Annotated in this window: 17 protein-coding genes; 10 read left to right on the top strand and 7 right to left on the bottom strand. The window is 62.0% G+C overall.

The features are described from left to right. Positions 1–3 precede the first annotated feature (3 nt). The 3 genes from HBJ59_RS19460 to HBJ59_RS19450 all read right to left on the bottom strand — a co-directional run bounded on the left by HBJ59_RS19460 (position 4) and on the right by HBJ59_RS19450 (position 3,084). Positions 4–834 (bottom strand): amino acid ABC transporter permease, encoded by an 831-nt coding sequence (locus HBJ59_RS19460; protein ID WP_167664479.1) that lies wholly within the window; start codon positions 832–834, stop codon positions 4–6. Continuing rightward, positions 831–1,649 (bottom strand): ABC transporter substrate-binding protein, encoded by an 819-nt coding sequence (locus HBJ59_RS19455; RefSeq protein WP_076014136.1) that lies wholly within the window; start codon positions 1,647–1,649, stop codon positions 831–833. The genes HBJ59_RS19460 and HBJ59_RS19455 overlap by 4 nt, the downstream gene beginning before the upstream one ends. 229 nt (positions 1,650–1,878) lie before the next feature. Further along, entirely contained in the window at positions 1,879–3,084 is a 1,206-nt protein-coding gene (locus HBJ59_RS19450; protein ID WP_167664478.1) for a DUF1835 domain-containing protein, read from the bottom strand. Positions 3,085–3,277: 193 nt separating this feature from the next. Between HBJ59_RS19450 and HBJ59_RS19445 the strand changes: the two genes are divergently transcribed. The 3 genes from HBJ59_RS19445 to fetB all read left to right on the top strand — a co-directional run bounded on the left by HBJ59_RS19445 (position 3,278) and on the right by fetB (position 5,423). Continuing rightward, positions 3,278–3,742 (top strand): metallophosphoesterase family protein, encoded by a 465-nt coding sequence (locus HBJ59_RS19445; RefSeq protein ID WP_167664477.1) that lies wholly within the window; start codon positions 3,278–3,280, stop codon positions 3,740–3,742. A 212-nt stretch (positions 3,743–3,954) separates the two neighbouring features. Further along, positions 3,955–4,632: an ATP-binding cassette domain-containing protein gene (locus tag HBJ59_RS19440; RefSeq protein ID WP_167664476.1), complete on the top strand. Its 678-nt coding sequence runs from the start codon at positions 3,955–3,957 to the stop codon at positions 4,630–4,632. After that, entirely contained in the window at positions 4,629–5,423 is a 795-nt protein-coding gene (gene fetB, locus HBJ59_RS19435) for an iron export ABC transporter permease subunit FetB (RefSeq protein ID WP_076014132.1), read from the top strand. The genes HBJ59_RS19440 and fetB overlap by 4 nt, the downstream gene beginning before the upstream one ends. Positions 5,424–6,468: 1,045 nt before the next feature. On the opposite strand, the gene HBJ59_RS19430 is transcribed toward fetB, so the two are convergent. Together HBJ59_RS19430 and HBJ59_RS19425 are read right to left on the bottom strand one after the other, a co-directional pair. Beyond that, on the bottom strand, positions 6,469–7,515 hold the full coding sequence (locus HBJ59_RS19430; protein WP_167664475.1) for an L-idonate 5-dehydrogenase: 1,047 nt from the start codon (positions 7,513–7,515) through the stop codon (positions 6,469–6,471). A 12-nt stretch (positions 7,516–7,527) separates the two neighbouring features. Beyond that, positions 7,528–8,301: a glucose 1-dehydrogenase gene (locus HBJ59_RS19425; RefSeq protein ID WP_076014130.1), complete on the bottom strand. Its 774-nt coding sequence runs from the start codon at positions 8,299–8,301 to the stop codon at positions 7,528–7,530. Between the two features lie 189 nt (positions 8,302–8,490). Here HBJ59_RS19425 and HBJ59_RS19420 point away from each other — a divergent pair, with 189 nt between their 5' ends. From HBJ59_RS19420 to HBJ59_RS19395, 6 genes are all read left to right on the top strand, one after another. Continuing rightward, complete coding sequence (locus HBJ59_RS19420; RefSeq protein WP_167664474.1) at positions 8,491–9,363, top strand: LysR family transcriptional regulator; 873 nt, start codon at positions 8,491–8,493, stop codon at positions 9,361–9,363. Between the two features lie 124 nt (positions 9,364–9,487). Further along, positions 9,488–10,108 (top strand): glutathione S-transferase family protein, encoded by a 621-nt coding sequence (locus HBJ59_RS19415; RefSeq protein WP_167664473.1) that lies wholly within the window; start codon positions 9,488–9,490, stop codon positions 10,106–10,108. Between the two features lie 149 nt (positions 10,109–10,257). Then, entirely contained in the window at positions 10,258–11,178 is a 921-nt protein-coding gene (locus tag HBJ59_RS19410) for a LysR family transcriptional regulator (RefSeq protein WP_167664472.1), read from the top strand. Beyond that, entirely contained in the window at positions 11,178–12,077 is a 900-nt protein-coding gene (locus HBJ59_RS19405; protein WP_167664471.1) for a LysR family transcriptional regulator, read from the top strand. Before HBJ59_RS19410 ends, HBJ59_RS19405 begins: the two co-directional genes overlap by 1 nt. Before the next feature lie 2 nt (positions 12,078–12,079). Then, on the top strand, positions 12,080–13,045 hold the full coding sequence (locus HBJ59_RS19400) for a pyridoxamine 5'-phosphate oxidase family protein (protein WP_167664470.1): 966 nt from the start codon (positions 12,080–12,082) through the stop codon (positions 13,043–13,045). A gap of 134 nt (positions 13,046–13,179) precedes the next feature. Then, positions 13,180–14,520, top strand: a complete 1,341-nt coding sequence (locus HBJ59_RS19395) for a sorbosone dehydrogenase family protein (protein ID WP_167664469.1) — start codon at positions 13,180–13,182, stop codon at positions 14,518–14,520. Between the two features lie 761 nt (positions 14,521–15,281). On the opposite strand, the gene HBJ59_RS19390 is transcribed toward HBJ59_RS19395, so the two are convergent. Beyond that, a complete protein-coding gene (locus HBJ59_RS19390; RefSeq protein WP_256670862.1) occupies positions 15,282–16,772 on the bottom strand; it encodes an efflux transporter outer membrane subunit in 1,491 nt (496 codons plus the stop codon). Next, the gene (locus tag HBJ59_RS19385) at positions 16,772–17,566 is read right to left on the bottom strand and encodes a helix-turn-helix transcriptional regulator (protein WP_076016691.1); all 795 of its coding nucleotides are present in this window, start codon (positions 17,564–17,566) and stop codon (positions 16,772–16,774) included. The genes HBJ59_RS19390 and HBJ59_RS19385 overlap by 1 nt, the downstream gene beginning before the upstream one ends. 487 nt (positions 17,567–18,053) lie before the next feature. On the opposite strand from HBJ59_RS19385, the gene HBJ59_RS19380 reads away from it, so the two are divergent. Continuing rightward, entirely contained in the window at positions 18,054–24,335 is a 6,282-nt protein-coding gene (locus tag HBJ59_RS19380) for a non-ribosomal peptide synthetase (protein ID WP_167664468.1), read from the top strand. Positions 24,336–24,717 lie beyond the last annotated feature (382 nt).

The raw sequence follows: 24,717 nt of genomic DNA, 5'->3' as shown, positions 1-24,717 counted from the left end.
AGGTTATCGGCCGTGAAGGTAGGCCTTGCCGTAGTGCCGCTCCAGGCGGGCCTGAATCAGTTCCAGGCCAATGGACAGCAGCCAGTAGATGACGGCGGCGGTGGTGAGCATTTCGATGTAGCGGTACGACGAGCGCCCGTAGGACTGCGCGAGGAACATCACTTCCCAGACGCCCATGACCGACACCAGCGAGGAGTCCTTGAGCATCGAAATGAACTGGCTGGTGGTCGGTGGAATGATGGTGCGCATCGCCTGGGGCAACACGATTTGCCAGAACGTCACCGTGGGGCCCATGCCCAGCGCGGCTGCAGCGTTACGCTGGCCCTGGGAAACACCGATGATGCCCGCGCGAAAGATCTCGCTCAGGTAGGCCCCATAGTTCAACGACAGGGCAATGATCCCGGCGCTGATGGCGCCCGGCACCACGCCCAGTTGCGGTAGGCCAAGGTAGATAAGCAGAATCTGGATCAGCAGCGGCGTGCCGCGAAAGAACGAGGCATAGAAACTGGCGATGCCGAATGCCACCGCGCTGTTCGACAAGCGCGCCAGGGCCGTCGCAAAGCCCAGCGCCAGGGACAGCCAGATCGAGCAGAAACACAGGAACAGCGTCAGCGCCGCACCCTGCAGGAAACCGTTGGGCGACAGGTGCAGGCCCACCAGGTTCTGCCACTTGGCCGCGACGATCGCAAACTTCAGATCGAAGCTCATGAACAAACCGGCGAACAGGCACAGCATCACGCCCCAGGTCAGCCACAGGCGTACCTGGAAGGACAGCCACTGGCGTTTGACGGGCGGCGGTTTCACCACGGTGGGCGGGGTGGGGAAAACACTCATTGGGTGATGTCTGCGCCGATCCATTTCTGGGAAATCTTCGTCAGCGTGCCGTCGCTTTTCAGGTCGGCCAGCACTTGGGTCAGCCTGGCGTCCCACTGTGGGTCGCCTTTTTCGGTGGCGACCACGTTGGGCTCGCTGTACAGCTGTTTGCCGACGACCTTGAAGCGTGGGTCGTGCTTGATCCGTTCGTTGGCGGTCACCAGGTTGGTGAGCATTGCATCCAGGCGTTTGCCGGTGCCCAGTGCGAGGTCCTGGAAGGCCACGATTTCATTGTCGTAAGGCACGGCTTGAATCTGGCTGAACGGGTAGTCGATGGGCGTGTTGGCGCCTTCAATCACCAGGTCTTTGTTCAGGTAGGCTTCGTAGGTCGAGGCACTGCCCACGCCGACTTTTTTCCCGGAAAGGTCACTGGCCGAGTGGATGGAAGACTCATCAGCGTTGACCACGATGACCGCCGGCGAGGCGTAATACTCGACAGGGAAGTTGAACACTTGCCCCCGGGCGGCACTGGGGGTCATGGAGCAGATGCACACGTCATAACGGCCTTGCCAGCGACCGGCGGCGATCACTTCCCAGGACGGTGTTTCCAGTTTCAAGGTGACGCCGAGCTTGTCCGCGACGGCCTTGGCGACATCCACGTCGAAGCCATCCAGCTGGTTTTGTTCATTGAGAAAAGAGAAGGGCGGATAGTTCTCCATCAGTACGCCGACCAACTGTTTGGATTGCGTGATGCGATCCAGTGTGGCTCCGGCGAACACCGTCGGGCTTGCCACTAACAGGGACAGGCCCAGGGTCACGACAGTACGTAAGTTCATAAATATGCCCATGGGATTTTTTATATTTAAACGCGATAAGGGCTTTATGTTTAATGATTTTATGTACTGTAAACCGCTGTTTTAGTTATATGTTTTCCCAACTGTTGGCCTGGCAACAGTTGGGAAATAAACACCATGTTCATGCTTTACCGACACCATCGCTTGCTACCCCAACCTGCAGTCTCGTGAGGGCGTGATGTGTGCCGGGATCGCTCAGCTTCAGCCGCTTTTAGCTGCGCCAGACGGGAACAAGATGCTCATCAATCATCCAGTGACCCTCGCCAGGCCGGATACAGGTCCCACCGATCCAGCGTTCCTGGCTGGCGTGGTCCGGCCAGTAAGCCTTGCCGTTCAGAACCTGGCGACCCAGCGCAGTCAGCGCCAACAAATGTTGAGGCCACGGCAGTTGAGTCTCGGACTCGATCAACAGCGGATTGTCGCCATCAATCAGTGGCCGCATCAGCGCATGGAACATCATGTCCCCCAGGTAAGGCAGCGGTTCGCGCTTGCCCATCAACTCGGCAAACACCCTGCCAAACGGCACAGGCCCGGCCTCATCCACGTAGTGCAGGGACAGGCGCTCGGTCAGTGACAAACCGTCCCGCACACCCGGTAACTCCTGCAACTGCCGACGCAACGCCAGGGCCAGGAAGGGCAGGGATGGGTGGTTGCCCCGGGCCAGTTCCGCCAGCTTGACCGGCGAACTCTCGCAGTACGCCAGCCAGGCCTGCCGCGCCAGCTTCAGCATGTCCTCATCGACCCGCCGACGCTGTGGCCACAGCCACGCCAACACTTCAGGTGCCAGTTGGCCAATGCCAATAAAGCGTTGCACGCCGGGGACACGGTCGACCTCGATCAGCTCGAGCTTTTCAGGCAAACGCTCAAGCCCGGCCAGCGCCCGAATCAGGAACAATTGGTCGTAAGCATCCGCCTCACACCACAACACGCTATGACCGGCGCTGCCCAGTTGCTCAAGATGTTTGTATTCGTCTGCATGCCGGCGGGACACCTCGGCCTCGTCCATCGCGAACACCTGGCTGATATAGCGGCTGCGAACGGCCAGGTATTGTTCGGCTGGCAAGTCCTGGACCGGGCCCATGCACAGCGGATCGATCAGCATCCGAAAGTGCCCCTTGAACCCCGCTACACCCAAACTGTGGGCAATGTCATTGCCGCAGCGCCAGTGGGTGGTGCGGGCCTCGTCGCTGGCCTCGAAACCCGGATGGCGGGCGGCAAAATCCACTGCATCTATGTGTGCTTTGAGTTTGGGCCAACTAGGGAAACCGAGTTCCTTGGCGATCAGCCATTGAGCATCGGATAAGGTGGGCGTAACGGCGGCATCGGCGCTTTTCAGGCGGCGCAACAGCTCCTTGGCGCGCTTGCGTTGCTGCTCAAGGTTGATACGGCCGTTAGTGGACGAGAATGCTTGCGACATACGATCTCCTTGCACAAACCTTGTCCGCTTTAAGGTTGGGAGTCGTAGAAATGTGATATTCAGTCAAGGTCTTGGGCGCAGCCCTTTCCGCGGATGGTGGCGTAGATGGCGCCAGGCGGGAAATATAGGCAGTGCAATGATTGATTGCAAGCCGCGCGGTGGATAGCGCGGCTGAGTTGAGCAGGAGAGCGAAATGAAAGTTGGTGTGATTTCCGATACCCACGGCTTGCTCCGTGCCGAGGCCCTGGCGGCCCTGGAAGGCTGCGAGCAGATTGTTCACGCCGGGGATATCGGTAGCCCTGAAATTCTTGAGCTGCTGGCCTCGATCGCACCGTTGCACGTGGTGCGCGGCAACAACGACCTGGATGCCGCCTGGGCAGAGCATCTGGCGGATCGCCTGGATTTCGAGCTGAATGGCTGGCGGGCACTGCTGGTGCATGACATCGCCGATGTGCCGAAGGCGCTGGATCCGGGTATCAGGCTGGTGATCACAGGTCACTCTCACAAGCCATTGATCGAGTGGCGCGGTGAGCGGTTGTTTCTCAATCCAGGCAGTGCAGGGCGGCGCCGCTTCAAGTTGCCGGTGACCCTGGCGCTGCTTGAGGTGCAGGAGAAATCGCTCAAGCCACGCCTGGTGTCGCTTGAGCCCAAGCGCTGAGGCACCTGTGGCGAGGGGGCTTGTTGTGGCGAGGGAGCTTGCTCCCGCTGGGATGCGAAGCGGCCCCAATAAAGTCACTGCGATACACCTGAAAAAACACCGTTAATTTCTTGGGGCTGCTGCGCAGCCCAGCGGGAGCAAGCTCCCTCGCCACGGGGGACGTACCCTGTCTTACCATTGCGCATAAATCAGGAACAAGGATCATCAAGTCCATGAGCGTATTAGTAGAAACCCGTGCGCTCACGCGTATGGACGAGCGCCGTCAGCTTCAACTGCTGCAGCCTACGGATTTCCAGTTGCACCGTGCCGACCGCATCTCCATTACCGGCTCATCCGGTTCCGGCAAAAGCGTATTCCTTAGGGCACTTGCCTTGCTCGACGCGCCCACCTCAGGGGACATCTTCTGGCACGGGCAACCCATCGCCAACGCGCAAATCCCGCAGTACCGCAGCCGTATCAGCTACCTCTCCCAACGCCCGGCACTGATCGAAGGCTCGGTGGAGGACAACCTGCGTTTCCCCTACAGCCTAAAGGCCCTGCACCACCTGAGTTTCGATCCGGATGCGGTCAAGGCACTGCTGGCCCACGCGGGAAAAGAACCTGGCTTCCTGGCAAAAAATGCCGGCGATTTATCCGGCGGCGAGTCCCAGGTGGTTTCGCTGATCCGCACCCTGCAACTCAATCCCGATGTACTGCTGCTGGACGAACCCACCGCAGCCCTCGACCCGGCGTCATCCCGGGAAGTCGAGGCGTTGATCAACGCCTGGGCCGAAGCGGATAACGACCACGCCTATATCTGGGTGTCCCATGATCTTGAGCAGGCACAACGCATGAGTACCACCCGCCTGCATATGGACGCCGGCGTGCTGACGGGAGCCGTGCAGCCATGAACTATCACGACCTTACGGCACTGGACATGGCCATTGCCGCCTCGCTGATTTTGATCAACGGCGCGCTGTCGCTGCTGTTGCGCCTGGGCCTGGAACGTCAGCTGTTCTGGGCCGCCGTGCGCACGGTGGTGCAACTGCTGGCGATTGGTTACCTGCTGGGCTGGGTGTTCGAGTTCGCCTACTGGTACGTGGTGTTGCCGCTGATGTGCCTGATGACCCTGATCGCCGGGCTCTCGGCCGCCGGGCGCGGCAAGCGGACCTACGCCGGCCAGCGGGCCGACAGCATTGTGTCGGTGTGGGGCAGTTCGTGGTTGGTGACGGCCATCGGCTTGTTCGCGATCATCCGGATTCACCCGTGGTACGAGCCGCAGTATGCAATTCCGATCCTCGGCATGATTCTCGGCAATACGCTCACGGGCGTGTCCTTGGGCATTGAGCGCATGACCCAGGAATTGACCTCGGGGCGCAACACCATCGAGATGATCCTGGCCCTGGGTGGTTCACGTTGGGAAGCGGCGCAGGATGCGATTCGCCAGGCGGTGCGGGCGGGGATGATCCCGACTCTGAACCAGATGACGGTGGTGGGGATTGTCAGCCTGCCGGGCATGATGACCGGCCAGGTGCTGGCGGGAGAAAGCCCGGTGGACGCGGTGCGTTACCAGATCGTGATTATGTTTTTGATCGCTGCGGCGTCGGCGCTGGGCACGGTAGGTGCGGTGTTGCTTACCTACCGTCGGTTGTTTTCTCCGGGGCATCGGTTTTTGCGCTACCGGCTTGAAGAGCGGGTGTGACCTTGATGGTGAGGGGGTAGCATTTTTTAGGCGGGAACTGTGTACATATCCGTTGCTGCGGTAACGGCAGCTTATGGTTCCGCTCTTACAGCGGCTCACTTTTGAAAAGCGCAAAAGTAACCAAAACGCTCTGCCCCGCCTGTCGGCACCTCGCTTGGGCTCGGTGTTCCCTCACTCCGGCATTGCTACGCGGGCCGCCGCGACGGGCCATCCATGGCCCGGCGCGGCTAAACCGGCGTCCTGCCGGTTTACCCGCTCCGCAATACCTGCGTTCGGCCTCGGGCTGAATGGGGCAGTCAGATCAAGATCAACAGCAGATCAAAAGCAAGAGCACAGCGGCCTACAGGCCGGCTTGAGTGTTAAAAGCCAGATCAGAAGCCAGAGCGAATGCAGAGCTGCTTTTCTGTAGGAGCGAGCTTGCTCGCGAAAAACCTGAGACCGCCGCGTTCATCCAGAATGCCCGCGTCATCGTTAACGACCTTCGCGAGCAAGCCCGCTCCCACATTTGAACCGTGCCCGCTTCAGCTTTTGCTGTTGATTTACAACACTCAAGCCGGCCTGTAGGCCGCTGTGCTCTTGATCTGCTGTTGATCTTGATCTTAGGCGCCCCGTTAAACCACGCTGGCCGAACGCAGGCTTTGGAGCGTGGGTAACCCGGCAGGACGCCGGGTTAGCCGCGCTGGGCCAAGGATGGCCCATCGCGGCGGCCCACGGTCCAAAGCCGGAGTGAGGGCACACCGAGCCCAAGCGAGGTGCCGAGTGGTGGGGCAAGAGCGTTTTGCTTACTTTTGCGCTGTTCAAAAGTGAGCCGCTGTAAGAGCGGAACCATAAGCAGCCGTTACCCAAATAACGGATATACACCCGGTCCATCTCCACCAACCCACTTCCTCAGCCCTAACAGCTCCGTAGATATCTGTCAGCTCCCACAGCTTCACCTGTCCTTGCGCAAATAAGGCGCTGACACGCCCCCGTGGAGCGACTGGAACGACTCCTTGCTCCACTCAGGTCAGCGCGTAGACCACCATGGGAGCCGTTCCAGTCCGGTTCAATCACCCACACCGAAATCCAGCTGCACCTTCATCGCCCGGCTCTTGTCCGCCGCCAGTTCAAACGCCGTCACCGCCTCGCTGAACGGCACGGTGTGGGAGATCACCGGGCGCACATCAATCACCTGGCGATTCAGCAAATCCACCGCCTGGGCGAACTCCGAATGGAAGCGGAAGGTGCCTCGCAGGTCGATCTCACGGCTCACCAGCATATTCAGCGGAAGCGAGACTTCACCGCCCAGGCCAACGGTCACCAGCACGCTGCGCGGGGCCATGCATTCCAGGCCGTTGCGCAGGGCCTGGGCGCTGCCAGAGACTTCGAACATCACGTCGAAGTAGCCTTTTTCGGCGGTATAGCACTTCAACGCGTCGGCGTCTTCCGCCAGGTTATGGGTACGGCTGGCACCCATTTTCTCGGCGCAGGCCAACGGCCCGGCGGCCAGGTCCACGGCGACGATTTCTCCCGCCCCCGCTGCCCGCAGGCTGCCGATCAACAGGTTGCCGATAGGGCCGCAGCCGGTCACCAGCACACGCTTGCCGAAGATCGCCCCGGCGCGCTGGATCGCATGCAAACCCACGGACAACGGTTCGGCCATCGCACCTTCGGCGAGGCTGACGTGATCGGCCAACAGGTGCGCCTGTTGCGTCTCGATCACCAGGGACTGTTGAAACGCGCCTTGCACGTGGGGGAAGGGCATCGCACTGCCGTAAAAGCGCATGTTCAGGCAATGGTTCGGCAGCCCTTGATGGCAATAACGGCAACCCCCGCAAGGCCGCGATGGCGAGACCGACAAGCGTTGGCCGACCTTGAACGGGCCGCCCTCACTGCCCACGGCATCGATCACCGCCGACACTTCATGGCCCAGCACCATCGGCTCGCGCAGGCGCACTGTGCCAAAACCCCCGTGCTGGTAGTAATGCAGGTCCGAGCCGCAAATTCCGCCCCGGGCAATGCGCACCCGTAACTGGTCGGGGCCGAGGGTGTGAGGTTCGGTTTGCGGTTCTATCCGCAGGTCTTTCGAGGCATGGCAGACGATAGCGTGCATGAATTCTCCGGGTTACAGCGAGGCGGTGATGCCACCGTCCACGTACAGGATATGACCGTTGACGAAACTCGCCGCGTCGCTGGCAAGGAACACCGCAGCGCCCGCCAGTTCGGCGACGTCGCCCCAGCGCCGGCTCGGCGTGCGTTGCACCAGCCAGTCACTGAACTCGGGGTTGGCCACCAGGTTGGCGTTCAGTTCAGTCTTGAAATAGCCGGGGCCGATGCCATTGATCGTCAGCCCGTGTGGGCCCCAATCGATGGCCATGCCTTTGGTGAGCATCTTCAACGCACCTTTGCTGGCGGCATACGGGGCGATGCCCGGGCGCCCCAGTTCGCTTTGCACCGAGCAGATATTGATGATGCGCCCACGCTTGCGCGGGATCATCGCCCGGGCCACGGCCTGGCCGACAAGGAAGGCGCTGTCGAGGTTGGTGCTCATCAACTCGCGCCAGTGGGTTTCGCTGTAATCCTCAAGCGGTCCGCGCCGCTGCATGCCGGCGTTATTCACGAGGATTTCCAGCGGGCCCAGGCGCTCTTCGATATCCGCCACGGCGGCCAGCACCGCCGCGCCGTCGGTGACGTCGAATGCCTGGGTGTGCACCTCCAGGCCTTCCGCCGCCAGCAACGCGGCACTGTCACGCAAGGTGCTGCGGTTGCGCCCGTTGAGCACCACCCGCGCGCCGGCCTGAGCCAGGCCACGGGCGATGGCCAGGCCGATACCGGCGCTGGAGCCGGTGATCAAGGCCAGGCGGCCATCGAGGCGGAAGCTGTCTAAAACGCTTTGCATGGATCAATCTCCGGAGGCTGCGACAGTGATCAACCCTAACAATCCGAGTACGGGGCGCCGTCCTTATTGTTATAGGCCAAACCCTGTCATATCGTGCATGACGGGCCTTACTTCACCGCAGCACGGGTTCAGCGTCCAATTTTCATTTGTGATCCCGTGATCAAAAACCGTGATAACAGGAGCCTTCTGATGGAACTCAAGCACCTGCGCGCCTTTGTCGTGCTCGCCCAGGAACTGCATTTCGGCCGGGCAGCGGCGCAGCTGTCGATCGTGCAACCGGCGCTGAGCATGCAGATCAAGCTGCTCGAAAGCGGCCTGGGCGTGCGCCTGCTCGACCGCAACCGGCACTCGGTGACGCTGACCGAAGCCGGTCGGGTGTTTTTGCCCGAAGTCCAGGCCACGCTGCATCAGGCAGCCCGTGCCGCCGATGCCGCCCGTGCTTCAAACCGTGGGGAAATCGGCCGAGTGCGCCTGGGATTTGTCTCCTCGGTGTTGCCGGAATTGCTGCCGGGGTTGATTCGCGCGGTGCATCAGCGCTACCCGCGAATTGAACTGGAACTCAAGGACATGCCCGGCCCGGACCAGGCGGCGGCGTTGAAAAACGGCCAGCTGGATTTCGGCCTGATGCGTTTACCGGCGGCCTATCCCGGCGTGCAGACCCGCGCTGTGTTGCAAGAAAGTTTTGTGGTTGCCTTGCCCGCGGATCATCCGTTGGCATCGCAGCAATCAATACAACCGGCGGATTTGCTCAAAGTCCCGGTTTTTATCCTGGCCCGACGGTATGCCCCGGGGTTCTATGACGAGTTCGTCCAGGCCGTGGGCGTGCCCCTGGAGATCGCCTCTGAACTCGGCGAATTCACCACCATGCTGGCGCTGGTCTCGGCCGGGTTGGGTGTGGGGGTGTTGCCGCAGCAGGCGGCCCGGGCGTTGCCGGCCAATTGTGTATCCAGGCACCTGGAATTGGGAGCGTTCAGGGCCAGGACCGGCCTGGCCTGGACCAAACTCGACAGCGCAGTGAAAACCACCGTGTTCAACCTGATCTGCGAGTTGTTTGGTGAATGATTGTTTCATCCGGTGAAATGCTGGATTGTAAAAACTGGCTATTCTGCTGCGTGCCGTAGCGGCGGAAGATAGCGCCATCGACACGATCACCGGGTCGAGTCCCTGGCACATCGCGGAGCCTGTCATGATCAAACTGTACCGTTACCCCTTGTCTGGCCATTCCCATCGGGTCGAGCTGATGCTGTCGCTGCTGGGCGTGCCCGCCGAACTGGTGCTGGTGGACCTGAAGCAAGGCGCACATAAAGCCCCTGAGTTCCTCGCTACCCTCAACAGCTTCGGCCAGGTGCCGGTGATCGATGACAACGGTGTGGTGCTGGCGGATTCCAACGCGATCCTGGTGTACCTCGCCGGCAAATATGGCAACACCCAGTGGCTGCCGACCGAGCCTTTGGCGTTGGCCCGTGTGCAGCGTTGGCTTTCGGCGGCTGCGGGCCCGCTGCATACAGGACCGGCCGCTGCTCGATTGGTGACTGTGTTCGGTGCCGCACTGGATGCCGAGGCGACCATCAGCCGTTCCCATGGGTTCCTCAACGTGGTGGAGCAACAGTTGCGACAGGGCCGTTTTCTCACCGGTGACCTGCCGACGATTGCCGATATCGCGCACTACACCTACATCGCCCATGCGCCGGAAGGTAACGTCTCGCTGGACGACTATCCGCAGGTTCGCGCCTGGCTGGGCAGTATCGAGGCGCTGCCGGGTTTTGTCGGTATGCAACGCACCGCCGTGGGCCTGGCGAAGGCTTGAAGACTTTGTGGCGAGGGAGCTTGCTCCCGCTGGGCTGCGTAGCGGCCCCAAAATCCTGGGAGCGCTGCGCGCTCCAGCGGGAGCAAGCTCCCTCGCCACAACGCTCCCAAGCCACTGGTTTGGTGTACTACATTCGATTAAGGGGGCTCATGGACCGTTTCCAGGAAATGCAGATTTTCCTCGCAGTTGCCGAAGAGCAGGGTTTTGCCGCGGCGGCCCGGCGCCTGAAAATCTCGCCCCCCAGCGTGACCCGCGCGGTTGCCGCGATGGAAGCGCGTATCGGCACGCAGTTGCTCTCGCGCACTACCCGCAGCCTGCACCTGAGCGAGGCAGGCCAGCGTTACCTTGACGATTGCCGGCGCATCCTCGCCGAACTGACCGAGGCCGAAGAGGCGGCGGCCGGCAGCTTCTCGATCCCGTGGGGGCACCTGACGGTCACCGCACCCGTGTTGTTTGGTGAGTTGTTCGTCGCACCGATCCTGGGGGAGTACCTGGACCAGTTTGCCCAGGTCAGCATCAACGCCTTGCTGGTGGACCGTGTGGTCAATATGACCGACGAAGGTGTCGACGTGGCCGTGCGCATCGGGCATTTGCAGGAAAACGGCCAGCAGGCGATCAAGGTCGGCGAAGTGCGCCGCGTTGTATGCGCCGCGCCGGCTTACCTTGAGCGGCACGGTCGGCCACTGCATCCCGGGCAACTGCGGGAGGCGAAGATTGTCACCTCGTCTTCCAGCCAGTTGGTCAGCGAATGGCAGTTCAGGGAGGGCAGCCAGCCATTGAGCGTGGCCGTTGAGCCACGCCTGGTGGTCACCGCCAACAACGCGGCAATCAACCTGGCGCGCCTGGGCTGGGGCGTCACGCGGGTGCTGTCTTATCAGGTGGCCAGCGATGTGCGTGCAGGCGCACTGGAAATCATCCTGCAAGACTTCGAGCCGCCGGCGTTGCCGATCCAGGTGGTGTTCCAGAACAGCGCCCGGGTGCCGGCGAAAATCAATACCTTCGTGGACTTTCTGGTCAGTCGGCTCGGGCAGGACGCCGCGCTCAACCCCGTGATAAAGCAGCCTGCCTGATGGACCGCTATCGCGACATGCAGATTTTCCAGGCGTTGTCCCTGCAGCCGAGCCTTGCTGCGGCTGCCCGCTGCCTGGGCGTCTCTGGGCCTACAGTGATTCGTGCGATTGACCGGCTGGAGGCGCGCTTGCGGGTGCCATTGGTTCAGCGCAGCACCCGGGGCATTCGCCTCACCGAAGCCGGCGCGACGTTCATGGCGGACTGTTCACGCATCCTAGACGGCGTGAGCGCCGCCGAAGCGTCTGCCAAGGGCGCGCATGCGCAGGCCGAGGGCAATCTGCGGGTGTTTTTTCCGTTCTTGTTCAGCCGTTATGTGATGGCCCCGCTATTGGCCGACTACCTGGATCTCTATCCCGGGGTCCGGGTGTTTGCCCACTACTACGATCACTATCCGAACCTGAATGAAGACGGTCTGGACGTGGCAATCCTGGTGGGAGAGTTGCCCGGTTCATCCCTGATTGCGCGGCCCGTGGGTCATGTACGCAACATCGTCTGCGCCAGCCCTGGCTATCTGCGTGCCCATGGCGAACCGCTGCAACCCGAAGCGCTCAAACAGCATCGACTGGTCGCCAGCCAAGCTTATTCGGACTGGGTGCAATGGGATTTCCAGGCCTCCAGCATCAAGGCCCGCGCGCGTCTCGGTTGCACCACCGTGCAGGGCGCGATCAATGCGGCGGTGCAGGGCGCAGGGTTGATCCGGTGCTTGAGTTATCCGGTCCACGATCACCTGGCGAGCGGCGAACTGCGTCGGGTATTGCAGGCCCATGAACCGCCGCCGCTGCCGGTGCATGTGGTCTACCGCGAAGGGCGCAACGCTTCGATGCGAGTGCGCAGTTTTGTTGATTTCAGTGTGGCGGCTTTGCGTGAACATCCGGCGTTTCATCCACCGAGGGCTTGATCATGAATTACCAGGACGCGTCCCCCGTCTCGCCATGGCATGCCGGCGAGCGGCAATTGCAGCAAAGTGCCGGCGTGGCCGAGCGCATGGAGGTGATCGGCGCGAAGGTCATACGGGATCACTTGCCGGAGCAGCATCGGGCGTTTTATGAGTTGTTGCCCTATCTGGTGGTGGGCGCCGTGGATGATCAGGGGCTTGCGTGGGCCACGCTGCTGGAGGGGGCGCCGGGGTTTGTGTATTCGCCCGACCCCTACAGCTTGCGTATCGACAGCCTGCCTGCGGTGGCTGATCCCGCCGGGGCGGGGCTGAAGAAAGGTGCGGCGGTGGGGCTGTTGGGCATTGATCTGAATACGCGGCGGCGCAACCGTATGAATGGGGTTGTGGGGACGGCTGGCGCTGATGGTTTTGCGGTGGACGTGGTGCACACCTTTGGCAATTGTCCGAAGTACATCCAGTTGCGTGCAGTGGACCCGGGTGTTCGGGGGCAGCGTTCTGCTGAAGGTGCGGTGCAGAGGGCCAACTCGCTCGATGAGTCTGCCCGAGCGCTGATTCGTAGCGCGGATACGTTCTTCGTCGCCAGTTATGTGGACCTGGATGGGGATGCGGCCAAGCGTTCGGTGGACGTTTCGCACCGGGGTGGCGACCGTGGGTTTGTGCGAGTGGACGGGGACGTGCTGACGATTCCCGATTTTACCGGCAACTCGTTTTTCAACACCTTGGGCAATTTGCAGCTCAACCCGGTTGCCGGGTTGTTGTTTGTGGATTTTGCCACGGGTGATGTGTTGCAGGTTGCCGGGCGTGCCGAGGTGATTCTTGAAGGGCCCGAGGTGACGGCGTTCCAGGGCGCCGAGCGGTTATGGCGGGTGACCGTGGAGCATGTGGTTCGGCGGGAGGCGGCGCTGGCGCTGCGTTGGCAGTTCGAAGCGTTTTCGCCCTACAGCCTGTCATTGGGACCTTGGAGAACCTGAGAGGTGCTGGCGAGCCACTCGTGCGACTGAGTTAAAACTCAATTGCGCGGGAGGCGGTGTTTGGTGCCGGGGAATGACGCAATACTCCGTCGGGATTTTGCCTGCCCAATGATGGGCTGTCCCGAGGTTTTCCAATGAATGCACCAAGCCGCCTTGCGCTGCTGATCACTGCCACTGCTGCCCTGAGCGCCTGTGGCGAATCCTCCAAACTGCCGTTTCAGGCCGGGGTAGGGCCAAGCCCGCAACTGCCCGAAGCCACCGAATCGCTGATCCCGACACTCAAGGTGTCCAAGGCAGTTGGTTGGCCAGGCGATGCCCAACCGACGGCGCCGGAAGGGTTTGCGGTGACGGCATTGGCCGAGAACCTGGACCATCCACGCTGGGTGTACACCTTGCCCAATGGCGACGTATTGGTCGCCGAGAGTAACCATCCGCCCATGCCTGAAGGCGCCACGGATGGCGGCACCGGCCTGCTCGCTTGGGCGCGTCGTACGGCGATGGGGTTTGTGATGGGGCGGGTGGGTGCCGACACGCCGAGTGCAGACCGAATCACGCTGCTGCGGGATGCCGATGGTGATGGGCATGCCGAGGTGAAGAGCGTGTTTCTGAGTGGGCTGACGTCGCCGTTTGGCATGGCGTTGGTGGGTGATGCGTTGTATATCGGCAATGCCGATGCGGTGGTCAAGGTGCCTTATGTCCCGGGCCAGACTCACATCGATGCCACGCCGGTGAAGGTCACCGATCTGCCGGCCGGGATCAATCATCACTGGACCAAAAACGTTCTGGCCAATCCTGAGGGCACCAAGCTTTATGTGACCGTGGGCTCCAACAGTAATGTGGGTGAGAACGGGCTTGCGGCCGAGGACGGGCGTGCGGCGATCTGGGAGTTGGATCTTGCCAGTGGTCAGAAGCGTCTGTTCGCCAGTGGGTTGCGCAATCCCAATGGGCTGGCGTGGAAGCCTGGTTCCTCGCAATTGTGGACGGTGGTGAATGAGCGCGATGAGATCGGCAGCGATCTGGTGCCGGATTATCTGACTTCGGTGCGGGAGGGCGCTTTTTACGGTTGGCCTTGGAGTTATTACGGGGCCCATGTTGATACGCGGGTTCAGCCGCCGCGTCCGGACAAGGTTGCCCAGGCTATCGCGCCGGACTACGCCCTTGGGACTCACGTGGCGCCGTTGGGGTTGACCTTTTCGGATGCGCGGGGGATGCCGGCGGGGTTCGCTGATGGGGTGTTTGTGGGGGAGCATGGGTCTTGGAACCGTAATCCGCAGGCGGGGTACAAGGTGGTGTTTGTGCCGTTCCGGGATGGTAAGCCTTCGGGTCAGCCTGTTGACTTTCTGACCGGTTTTTTGAATGGTGATGGAGAGGCTCAGGGTCGGCCGGTAGGTGTGACGCTGGACGGGCAGGGTGCTTTGCTGGTGGCGGATGATGTGGGGAACAAGGTGTGGCGGGTGGCGCGGGTGAAGCCTTAGGGGTTTGCTGATGTTGGGGGCATATCCGTTATTTGGGTCAGGGCCGCGTATGGTTCCGCTCTTACAGCGGCTCACTTTTGAAAAGCGCAAAAGTAAGCAAAACGCTCTTGCCCCACCACTCGGCACCTCGCCTAGGCTCGGTGTGCCCTCACTCCGGCTTTGGAGCGTGGGCCGCCGCGATGGGCCATCCTTGGCCCATCGCGGCTAACCCGGCGTCCTGCCGGGTTACCCACGCTCCAAAGCCTGCGTTCGGCCAGCGTGGTTTAACGGGGCGCCTAAGATCAAGATCAAAAGCAGATCAAGGGCACAGCGGCCTACAGGCCGGCTTGAGTGTGGTGAAGCAACAGCAAGATCAGAAGCTAAAGCGGGCACGGTCCAAATGTGGGAGCGGGCTTGCTCGCGAAGGTGGTTAACGATGACGCGGGTATCCTGATTCAACGCGGCGTTCTCAGGTTTTTCGCGAGCAAGCCCGCTCCCACAGAAAAGCAGCCCTGCTTTCGCTCTGGATCTTGCCTCTGCTTCTAACACTCAAGCCGGCCGGTAGGCCGCTGTGCCCTTGATCTGCTTTTGATTTTGATCTGCGGGCCCCGTCAACCACGATGGCCGCAAGTAGGCACGGTGGAGCGGGTAAATCGGCAGGGAAGCCGATTTAGCCGCGCCGGGCCATGGATGGCCCGTCGCGGCGGCCCGCGGAACCGAGCCGGAGTGCGGGCATGCCGAGCCAAGGCGAGGCACCGAGTGGTGGGGCAAAGACCTTTTGGTTACTTTTGGGGCGTTTGCCAAAAGTGACCCGCTGTAAGAGCGGAACCATAAGTGGCCGTTACCGAAGAAACGGATATGCCCCCACCCCCACCCCCAACCCCAGCGGAACCCAAATCCCACCCCCCACCCAACGCCGTATACAAATTCACCTCCGCCACCAACTGCGCCAACCGATCCACAATCAACGCCTGCTGCGAACTGAACAACGACCGCTGCGCATCCAGAAACACCAGATTACTGTCCACCCCACTGCGATAGCGGTGTTGAGCCAGGTCGTAATACTTCTGGTTAGCCCGAACAAAATCCCGCTGCGCCGCCAGTTGCTCGTTATACGTCTGGCGCGCCGCCAACCCGTTCGAGACCTCCTGAAACGCCGTCTGAATCGACTTCTCATACTGCGCGACAAAGATGTTCTTCTGGATTTTCGCGTAATCCAGACTCGCCCTCAGACTCCCCGCATTAAAGATCGGCAGATTGATCTGCGGCTGAAACGCCCAACTCCCCGACCCCCCCTGGAACAATCCCGACAAATCCTTGCTGGAGGTCCCCGCGTTGGCCGTCAGCGTAACCGAAGGAAAAAACGCCGCCCGCGCCGCGCCAATATTGGCGTTGGCCGCCTGCAACTGATATTCGGCCTGAACAATATCCGGCCGCCGTTGCAGCAGGTCCGACGGCAACCCGGCCGGCACGCGCGCCACCAGGTCGGCGGACAGCGGCTGTGCCGGCAAAGAATCCGGCACCGGCCCGCCCACCAGCAACGCCAGGCTGTTGAGGTCCTGGGCCACCTGGCGCTGGTAGCGGGCAATGCTTGCTCGCGTGCTCTCGACGCTGGTCTGGGCCTGGATCACATCGATCGACGTCGCTTTGCCTGCCGTTTTGCTGCGCGACGTCAGGCGCAGACTGTGCTCGTCCGAAGCCAGCGTCTGCTGGGCCAGGGCCAGCAGTTCCTGGTCGGCGCGCCAGGTCAGGTAGGCGTTGGCCACGTTGGCCACCAGGCTCAGTTGCGCACTGCGCCTGGCTTCTTCAGTGGCGAGGTATTGCAGCATCGACTGCTCACTGAGGCTGCGCACCCGGCCGAAAAAATCCAGCTCATAGGCACTCACGCCCAGCGTTGCAGAGTAGGTGGAGGTGATCGTCGATTTGCCGGTGCCCGTGGCACGCCGTGGGACTTTCTGCCGGTTTTCGGCGCCCGTGGCAGACACCGCCGGGAACAGGTCCGCACGCTGGATGCGGTATTGCGCCTGGAACGCTTCGACATTCAGCGCCGCCACCCGCAGGTCACGGTTATTCACCAGTGCCTGGCCAATCAACTGCCGCATCACCGGGTCACGGAACAACTGTTGCCAGTCAGGCCCGGCGGCCGAGGGGCCTATCTTGTCCGCGTTGTACACCGGGTACTGCGTCGGCGTTGGTGCCTCGGGCCGCTGATAGTCCGGGATCAGCGAACACCCGCCAAGCACACACGCCACGCCGAGCATCAGTTTTTTCATCACGCGCCAACCATCCATTTGGCCAGGCCATGGCGGCCACTCACGCCCAATTTGGCCGCCGCGCGCTTGAGGTAGGTTTCGATGGAGCTGTTTTTCACGCTGAGTTTCTCGGCCATCTGCGGCACGGTTCCGCCGGTCAACAGTCCCAGGCACACCTCTTGCTCCCGCGCCGATAAGGTGATGTCACTGAGTGACAGGCGTTTGTAGAATTCGCGCTGCAATTGCGACTGCTCCAACAGGGTTTTAGAGGGCTCGGGAGCCACCCGCGGCGCCTGTCGATTGATCTGCGCGTGGCGCTCGATCAAGGGCAGCAAGGTTTCCGAAAGGCTCTTGAGAAACGACAACTCCGCCAGGGAAAAGGCGCGTTGGGTATGGGGCCGATAGAACGAAATCACGCAACGCCGATTGGCCTGGCGCGAGACCAGGTTGCACTGATGAGAGGTGCCGCGGATGTGAGTGCTGTTGGCCTTGGCATTCATCTGGATCAACAGCGGGTCGTTCATGCCGAGCATTTTCTTCAGCAGCGGATGATCGTCGCGGTGATGCAGGGTGCGCGGTGGCGGCAAGTCCTGTTTCAACCCATCGCTGCCGAGTAACGTGATGTCGAGCACGCAGGCCTGGTGCTCGTCGAGGGTCCATTCACTGAGGTCCACCAGGTGAACCGGTACCAGCTTGTTGACCAGTTGCAGCATGTTCGCTGCGAAGTGTTCAGTGCCAGTGCTTGAAATCAATTCCCCCAACTCGAAATAAAAATGCGGACTTTCCATATTCCGAATACTGCTGGTCAGACTCATAGCCATCTCATCCTTGATGTCGAAAACCGTCGACGGTTGCCCCCGTTCGTCTGCAGGCCTCCCGTTCTCCTTGAACCTGGGTCGGTGCTCGAGGCTTTATTTAGCCACGGGGATTTGTCCTACGTATGTAGCGGAAACGAGGGACACAAGCTGCCATAAAAAACGCGCCATTATTTCGTCATTTCTGACGGGCAAATAACGCGGGGCTACACGGGGAGGGTGTTTTAGAGTTTGTTAACTAGTTGATATAGAACAGTTTTGTTTGTCTTTAGGAAAAGTCTCGTCTGCAAGGCAGCGGCCAGGGATAGCCAATTTCCTACACCCATTTAATCGATTCAGCACTGAACCATCAGCCAACCCCGGCACGGTATCTGGCTGTCCGGGTTTCGGGTGACATACGGCCCTTGGGGGCGATGCTTAAATTCCGTTGATTTCGCCTCAATGGGGCGTTGTGCGCCTTATCGACACCTCACATGAGAAGGATCTTATGACGTATTTCCCTCTGACCGCCGCCCAGCGGGATATCTGGCTGGACCAACTGCGCCTCGGCGATTCGCCGCTGTACAACATCGGCGGGTATGTCGACCTCACAGGCCCGGTGAACCCCGCATTGATCCAGCGCGCCATTGAGCAACTGGTGGCCAAGCACGACGCGTTGCGTACGGTGTTGCAGGTGGCGGACGATGGCTTGCCCCGGCAGGCGTTTGCCGAGTCGATGGTGGTATCGGTGCCCCGGCATGACGTCTCGCGGCAGCCGGACCCCGAGGCGGCGGCCGAGGCCTTGCTGCAGGCGCAAATGGCCCGGGCCTATGGGCTGGTCGACGAGCCGTTGTTCCGCTTCTTCCTGGTCAAGCTCGACGAGCAGCATTACCGCCTCGGCACCCAGGCCCATCACCTGATTCTCGACGGCTGGGGCTTCGGCCAGATGCTGCAATCGCTGGCCGGTATCTACAGCGCCCTGGAGCAGGGACGGCAACCAGACCTGTCGGCACCGTCCTATGTAGACTTTATCGACAGCGATGAACGCTATCGCGAGTCGGCCCGTTACGCCCGCGACCGCAGTTACTGGCTGGACAAATACCAGGCGCTGCCCGAGCCGCTGCTGACGCCCCGTTACCATGCCAAGGGCCAGGCACCGAGCAACACCTACGTGGCACCCTTTCCGGCGGCGCTGCTCAACCGTATGGCGCGGGTGGCGAACCACTACGAGGCATCCGCGTTCCATGTGCTATTGGCCGCGATGTACCTGTACTTCAGCCGCACCGGCCAGCGCCAGGAATGGGTGGTGGGGCTGCCGATTCTCAACCGTTCCAATGCGCGCTTTCGTTCGACCCTGGGACTGTTCACTCAGGTCAGTGCCGTGCGCTTGCAGTTCAGTGACGACCTGCCGTTCAGCGCGTTAGTGCGTGGCGTACGCGACCAGCTCAAGCAGGATTTCCGGCATCAGCGCTTCCCCCTGAGCGAGATGAACCGCGAGCTGGGTCTGCTGCGCACCGACCGTGGCCAGCTGTTCGACCTGTCGGTGTCCTATGAACAGGACGACCATGAATTTCGCTACGGCCAGGCATCCGCGCGGGCGATCAAAGTCTCCAATCACCATGAGCCATTGCCGCTTGCGATTCACCTGCGCAGCAATCGCTACCACGGCACGGCGTGCCTGCACTGCGTCTACAACGAGGCGTATTTCCAGGAACACGAGGTGCAGGCCCTGGCGGAACGTCTGGTGTATCTGCTGGAACAGGGCCTGGAAAATACAGCGCTGCCCCTGGCTGATTTTTCATTGATCACGCCTGAGGAAACCGCGCAGTTGCAACGTTGGAACGCCACGGCCCAAGCGTACCCGGCTGCACAAACCCTGCACGGGCGTATCGAAACCCAGGCCGCGCTGACCCCGCATGCGGTAGCCGCGGTGTACCAGGGCCAGCGACTGACCTACGCCGAGTTGAATCAACGGGCCAATGCCTTGGCTCATCAACTGTTGGAGCTTGGGGTAAAGCCTGACGACCGAGTGGCCATCGTCGCCCGGCGTGGCCTGGCAACGCTGGTGGGGTTGCTGGGCATTCTCAAGTCCGGTGGCTGCTATGTGCCGGTGGACCCGGCCCATCCTGCCGAACGCCTGAACTACCTGCTCGATGACAGCGCGCCGGTGGCGGTGTTGACGCAGACGGATTTGCTTGAGCGCTTGCCGGAACTGACGGTGCCGGTGATCAATCTGGATCAAGCCACGGCGCAGTTGGCGAGCAACCCACACGTGGTGATGACGCCCGCCAACCTCGCTTATGTGATCTACACCTCGGGCTCCACCGGCCTGCCCAAGGGCGTGATGGTGGAACACCACACCGTGGCCAATCTGGTGGACTGGCATTGCCAGGCCTTCGACTTGCACGCGGGCAGCCATACCGCCAGCGTTGCCGGTTTCGGGTTTGACGCCATGGCCTGGGAAGTCTGGCCGGCACTGTGCGTGGGCGCGACCTTGCACCTGCCGCCGGCCCACGACGGCGCGGAAGACATCGACGCGCTGCTGGACTGGTGGCGCGCTCAGCCGCTGGACGTGTGCTTCCTGCCCACGCCGGTGGCCGAGTACGCCTTCAGCCAGAACATCGAGCATCCGACCTTGCGCACGTTGCTGATCGGTGGCGACCGCCTGCGCCAGTTCAACAAGGCACGCAGTTTCGCGGTGATCAACAACTATGGGCCTACCGAAGCGACCGTAGTTGCCACCTCTGGCCTGGTTGAGGTCGGGCAGCCGCTGCACATCGGCAAGCCCGTCGCGAACGCCACGGTCTACCTGCTGGATGAGCAGCAGCGGCCGGTGCCCATCGGGATCGCGGGCGAGTTGTACGTCGGCGGTAAAGGTGTGGCGCGCGGCTATTTGAACCGTCCGGAAATGACCGCCGAGCGCTTCCTCGATGATCCCTTCAACCCGGGCCGCATGTACCGCACCGGCGACCTGGCGCGCTGGCTGCCGGACGGCAATCTCGAATACCTGGGGCGCAACGACGACCAGGTAAAAATCCGTGGCGTGCGTATCGAACCGGGTGAAATCGAATCCGCCCTGGCGGGATATGAGGGGGTCACTGAAGCTGTGGTCCTGGTGCGTGAGGGGCAGCTATTGGCCTGGTTCACCGAGCACGCGCCGGTGACGATTGACCTGCTTCGTACCCATCTCAGATCACGCTTGCCGGATTACATGGTGCCGCAGGCCTACGTAAAACTGGACGCGTTGCCCCTGACCGCCAACGGCAAACTCGACCGCAAGGCCTTGCCGGCACCCGGTGCCGATGCGTTTATCAGCCGAATCTACGAAGCTCCCCAAGGCGCCACGGAAATTACTCTGGCGCAGATCTGGGCCGAGGTGCTGCATGTCGAGCAGGTGGGGCGGCATGATCACTTCTTTGAGTTGGGTGGCCATTCGTTATTGGCGGTGCAGCTGGTGCAGCGCATGCGCCAGGTCGGGTTGCAGGCGGATGTGCAGGTGCTGTTCGGCCAACCGACATTGGCCGCGCTGGCGGCAGCGGTCGGCAAAGGTACGGAGCTTGATGTGCCGGCCAACCGCGTTCCTGCAGGTTGCACATTGATTACCCCGGACCTGCTGGTACTGGCCGAGCTGGACCCACCGACGATCGAGCGCATCGTCGCCGCCATCCCCGGCGGCGCCGCCAATGTGCAGGAGATCTATCCGCTGGCGCCGTTGCAGGAAGGCCTGCTCTATCACCACATCACTGACGAGCGCGATCCGTACCAGCAACACGCGATGTTCAGCTTTGCTTGCCGTGAACAGCTGGATGCCTTCGCCCAGGCACTGCAACAGGTGATCGACCGCCATGACATCCTGCGCACCAGCCTGGCGTGGGATGCCATCGAGCAACCGATGCAAGTGGTGTGGCGCAAGGCGCTTTTGGATGTGGAACCGGTGGCCCTTCAGGGAGGTTCAATCCTCAAACAGCTGCGCGAACGCCAGCGCCCACTGGACTTGCGCAAGGCGCCGCTGATGGCGCTGGATTATGCCGAAGATCCGCAGAACCGCCGCTGGGTGGGCATGTTGCGTTTCCATCATCTGGTGAACGACGCCACATCGACTCAGGTACTGATGGCGGAAATCCAGGCACATCTGCTCGGCCAGCGACAGCAACTGCCGGAGCCGGTGCCCTATCGCAATGTGGTCGCCCAGACCCGTTCGCCGGCACGCCAGGCCGCGCACGAAGCGTTCTTTCGCGAGCGGCTGGCGGATGTCGATGAGCCGACCCTGGCCTTCGGGTTACAGGAGCGCCAGGCGGATCGCCACGCGACCGAGGAGGCCGATGTGCTGCTCCCCGACGCACTCGGCCAGCGGCTGCGGGAGCAGGCGCGCACCTTGGGTGTCAGTGCGGCGAGCCTGTTTCACTTGGCGTGGGCCCAGGTGCTGGGGCGCGTCTCGGGCCGTGACGATGTGGTCTTCGGCACGGTGCTGCTGGGACGTTTGCAAGCAGGTGAGGGCGCCGACCGTGCCTTGGGCATGTTCATCAACACCTTGCCGCTGCGGGTACGCCTGGCCGGGTTGACGGTGCGTGAGGCGATCAAGCAGACGCAGCAGCAACTCAGCGCCTTGCTCGCCCATGAGCAAGCCTCGCTGGCGTTGGCCCAGCGTTGCAGCGGCGTCACGCCGTTGTTCAATAGCCTGCTGAATTACCGACATGTCTCGGCCGAGGAACTCCAGGCGCTGCAGCCCGGCATCGAATTGCTCAGCAGCGAAGACATCCTCAGCTACCCGCTGATGCTCACGGTGGACGACCTGCCCATCGGTTTCCGGCTCAAGGCCAAGGCGCCCCGCAAGGTCGGTGCCCAGCGCCTGCTGGACTACCTCGGCACGGTGCTCGCGGGATTGATGGAGACCCCAGAAGCGCTGCTATTCGACGTGGAGGTGTTGCCCGCGACGGAACTGCAACAGCAACTGGTGGACTTCAACGCCAGCGAAACCGACTACCCCGTGGACCTGACCGTTCACGCCCTGTTCGAAGCCCATGCCCGGCAAACACCCCACGCGGTGGCGGTGCAGGCCGGTGAGCAACAGCTGACTTATCGCCAACTCAACGAACGCGCCAACCGCCTGGCCTATCACCTGCGCGAGCGCGGGGTGCAGCCGGATTCGCGGGTGGCGCTGTGTGTCGAGCGCGGGCTGGACCTGGTGGTGGGCTTGCTGGCGATCCTCAAGGCAGGCGGCGCCTATGTGCCGCTGGACCCGGGCTACCCCCGCGAGCGTCTCGCCTACATGCTGCAAGACAGCGCGCCGGTGGCGTTGCTGGTACACGGCGCGACCCGCGATTTGCCGGGGGAAGTGTCGATACCGGTGATCGACCTCGACCACGGTGCCTGGCAGCACGCGCCCGAAGGCAATCCGCTGGTGCCGGGGTTGAGCGTCGGCAACCTGGCGTACGTGATGTACACCTCCGGCTCCACCGGCACGCCCAAGGGCGTGATGATCGAGCATCGCGGCCTGGGTAACTTGATGCACTGGGGCTCGCAACTGTGCCCGAATGCCGAGGGTGGCGCGTTGTTACAGCGGGCGCCGTTCAGTTTTGACGGTTCGGTGTGGGAGCTGTTCTGGCCGCTGACCAACGGCATGCGCCTGGTCCTGGCACGGCCCGATGGCCACCGTGAACCGGCGTACCTGGCGCAGGTGATTCGTGAGCAACAGATCAGCGTGATCAAGTTTGTGCCGGCGATGTTGCAGCAGTTTCTGGAGCTGGAAGAGTCCGCTCACTGCACCAGCCTTACCGACGTCCTATGCGGCGGCGGCGAGTTGACCGAGGCCTTGGCTCGTGGGGTTCAGGCGCGGTTGCCCGGGGTGCGTTTGCACAACGTTTACGGGCCGACCGAGGCGACGGTGGACAGCAGCGCCTGGACCCTGGAGCCGGGTGCGTCGGTGCCTGGGTTGCAGTTGCCGATTGGGCGGGCGATCAGCAATACCCGGTTGTATGTGCTGGACGAGCATGACCGCCCGGTGCCGCTGGGGTGCAGTGGGCAGTTGCACATCGGCGGGGTAGGCGTGGCCCGGGGGTATTTGGGGTTGGCGCAGATGACTGCCGAGCGGTTTATCGAAAGCCCGTTTGTGGGGGGGGATCGGTTGTATCGAACCGGGGATCTGGTGCGGTATTTGCCGGATGGGAATCTGGAGTTTTTGGGGCGTAATGACTTTCAGGTGAAGCTGCGCGGGGTGCGGCTGGAGCTGGGGGAGGTTGAGGCGCGGTTGGCGGCGCATCCTGCGTTGCGGGAGGTGGCGGTGTTGATTCGGGATGAGCGGTTGGTGGCGTATTTCACCGTTCGTGATGCGGTGCCGGGGCTTGAGGCGTTGCGTCGTTACATGGTGGAGGGGTTGCCTGAGTACATGGTGCCTTCGGCGTTTGTGCGGGTGGAGGTGTGGCCGCTTAACCCGGCGGGGAAGCTGGATCGCAAGGGGCTGCCGGACCCTGGGGTTGAGGCGGTTTTGAGTCGTGCCTATGAACCGCCTCGGGGGGAGGTGGAGACTGTGATTGCGGGGGTTTGGGCGGAGGTTTTGAAGCTGGACCGGGTAGGGCGCCAGGATCACTTTTTTGAGTTGGGGGGGCATTCGTTGTTGGCTGTGGGGGTGGTGGCGCGGATGCGTAAGGCGGGGTTGGAGGTGGATGCTCGCTCGTTGTTCAGTCAGCCGACGGTGGTGGGGTTGGCGGGGGTAGTTGGGAGGAGGGTGGAGCGGGTGGAGGTGGCGCCTGCGGTGGGGATTCCGGAGCTTGGTCGCAGGCGGAGGATTTGAGGGGTGGTGTTGGGTACATATCCGTTGTTTAGGTAACGGCTACTTATGGTTCCGCTCTTACAGCGGGTCACTTTTGAAAAGCGCAAAAGTAACCAAAACGCTCTGCCCCGCCTGTCGGCACCTCGCCTAGGCTCGGTGTGCCCTCAGCTCCGGCATTGCTCCGCGGGCCGCCGCGACGGGCCATCCATGGCCCGGCGCGGCTAAACCGGCGTCCTGCCGGTTTACCCGCTCCTCAATACCTGCAAGAGCGTTTTGCTTACTTTTGCGCTTTTCAAAAGTGACCGCAGCAACGGATATGCCCCCCTCCAAACCACTCCAAAAAATACGACACGCCCCCAAAGCCAACCGCTTTGTCCCCGCTTCCCATGTCACCCCCCACCCC

Origin of the sequence: Pseudomonas sp. AN3A02 (assembly GCF_011765255.1) — a bacterium.
Classification (GTDB): Bacteria; Pseudomonadota; Gammaproteobacteria; order Pseudomonadales; family Pseudomonadaceae; genus Aquipseudomonas.
Note: the sequence above shows the minus strand (reverse complement) of the source record. Positions and strands in the feature narration are given on the sequence as shown.

Coding starts and splice junctions, on each gene's coding strand:
- HBJ59_RS19425 (WP_076014130.1), bottom strand. CDS start 8,301: ATGCAAAGCGTTTTAGACAGCTTCCGCCTCGATGGCCGCCTGGCCTTG.
- HBJ59_RS19410 (WP_167664472.1), top strand. CDS start 10,258: ATGGACCGTTTCCAGGAAATGCAGATTTTCCTCGCAGTTGCCGAAGAG.
- HBJ59_RS19385 (WP_076016691.1), bottom strand. CDS start 17,566: ATGAGTCTGACCAGCAGTATTCGGAATATGGAAAGTCCGCATTTTTAT.
- HBJ59_RS19390 (WP_256670862.1), bottom strand. CDS start 16,772: ATGAAAAAACTGATGCTCGGCGTGGCGTGTGTGCTTGGCGGGTGTTCG.
- HBJ59_RS19445 (WP_167664477.1), top strand. CDS start 3,278: ATGAAAGTTGGTGTGATTTCCGATACCCACGGCTTGCTCCGTGCCGAG.
- fetB (WP_076014132.1), top strand. CDS start 4,629: ATGAACTATCACGACCTTACGGCACTGGACATGGCCATTGCCGCCTCG.
- HBJ59_RS19430 (WP_167664475.1), bottom strand. CDS start 7,515: ATGCACGCTATCGTCTGCCATGCCTCGAAAGACCTGCGGATAGAACCG.
- HBJ59_RS19380 (WP_167664468.1), top strand. CDS start 18,054: ATGACGTATTTCCCTCTGACCGCCGCCCAGCGGGATATCTGGCTGGAC.
- HBJ59_RS19440 (WP_167664476.1), top strand. CDS start 3,955: ATGAGCGTATTAGTAGAAACCCGTGCGCTCACGCGTATGGACGAGCGC.
- HBJ59_RS19460 (WP_167664479.1), bottom strand. CDS start 834: ATGAGTGTTTTCCCCACCCCGCCCACCGTGGTGAAACCGCCGCCCGTC.
- HBJ59_RS19395 (WP_167664469.1), top strand. CDS start 13,180: ATGAATGCACCAAGCCGCCTTGCGCTGCTGATCACTGCCACTGCTGCC.
- HBJ59_RS19455 (WP_076014136.1), bottom strand. CDS start 1,649: ATGAACTTACGTACTGTCGTGACCCTGGGCCTGTCCCTGTTAGTGGCA.
- HBJ59_RS19400 (WP_167664470.1), top strand. CDS start 12,080: ATGAATTACCAGGACGCGTCCCCCGTCTCGCCATGGCATGCCGGCGAG.
- HBJ59_RS19450 (WP_167664478.1), bottom strand. CDS start 3,084: ATGTCGCAAGCATTCTCGTCCACTAACGGCCGTATCAACCTTGAGCAG.
- HBJ59_RS19405 (WP_167664471.1), top strand. CDS start 11,178: ATGGACCGCTATCGCGACATGCAGATTTTCCAGGCGTTGTCCCTGCAG.
- HBJ59_RS19415 (WP_167664473.1), top strand. CDS start 9,488: ATGATCAAACTGTACCGTTACCCCTTGTCTGGCCATTCCCATCGGGTC.
- HBJ59_RS19420 (WP_167664474.1), top strand. CDS start 8,491: ATGGAACTCAAGCACCTGCGCGCCTTTGTCGTGCTCGCCCAGGAACTG.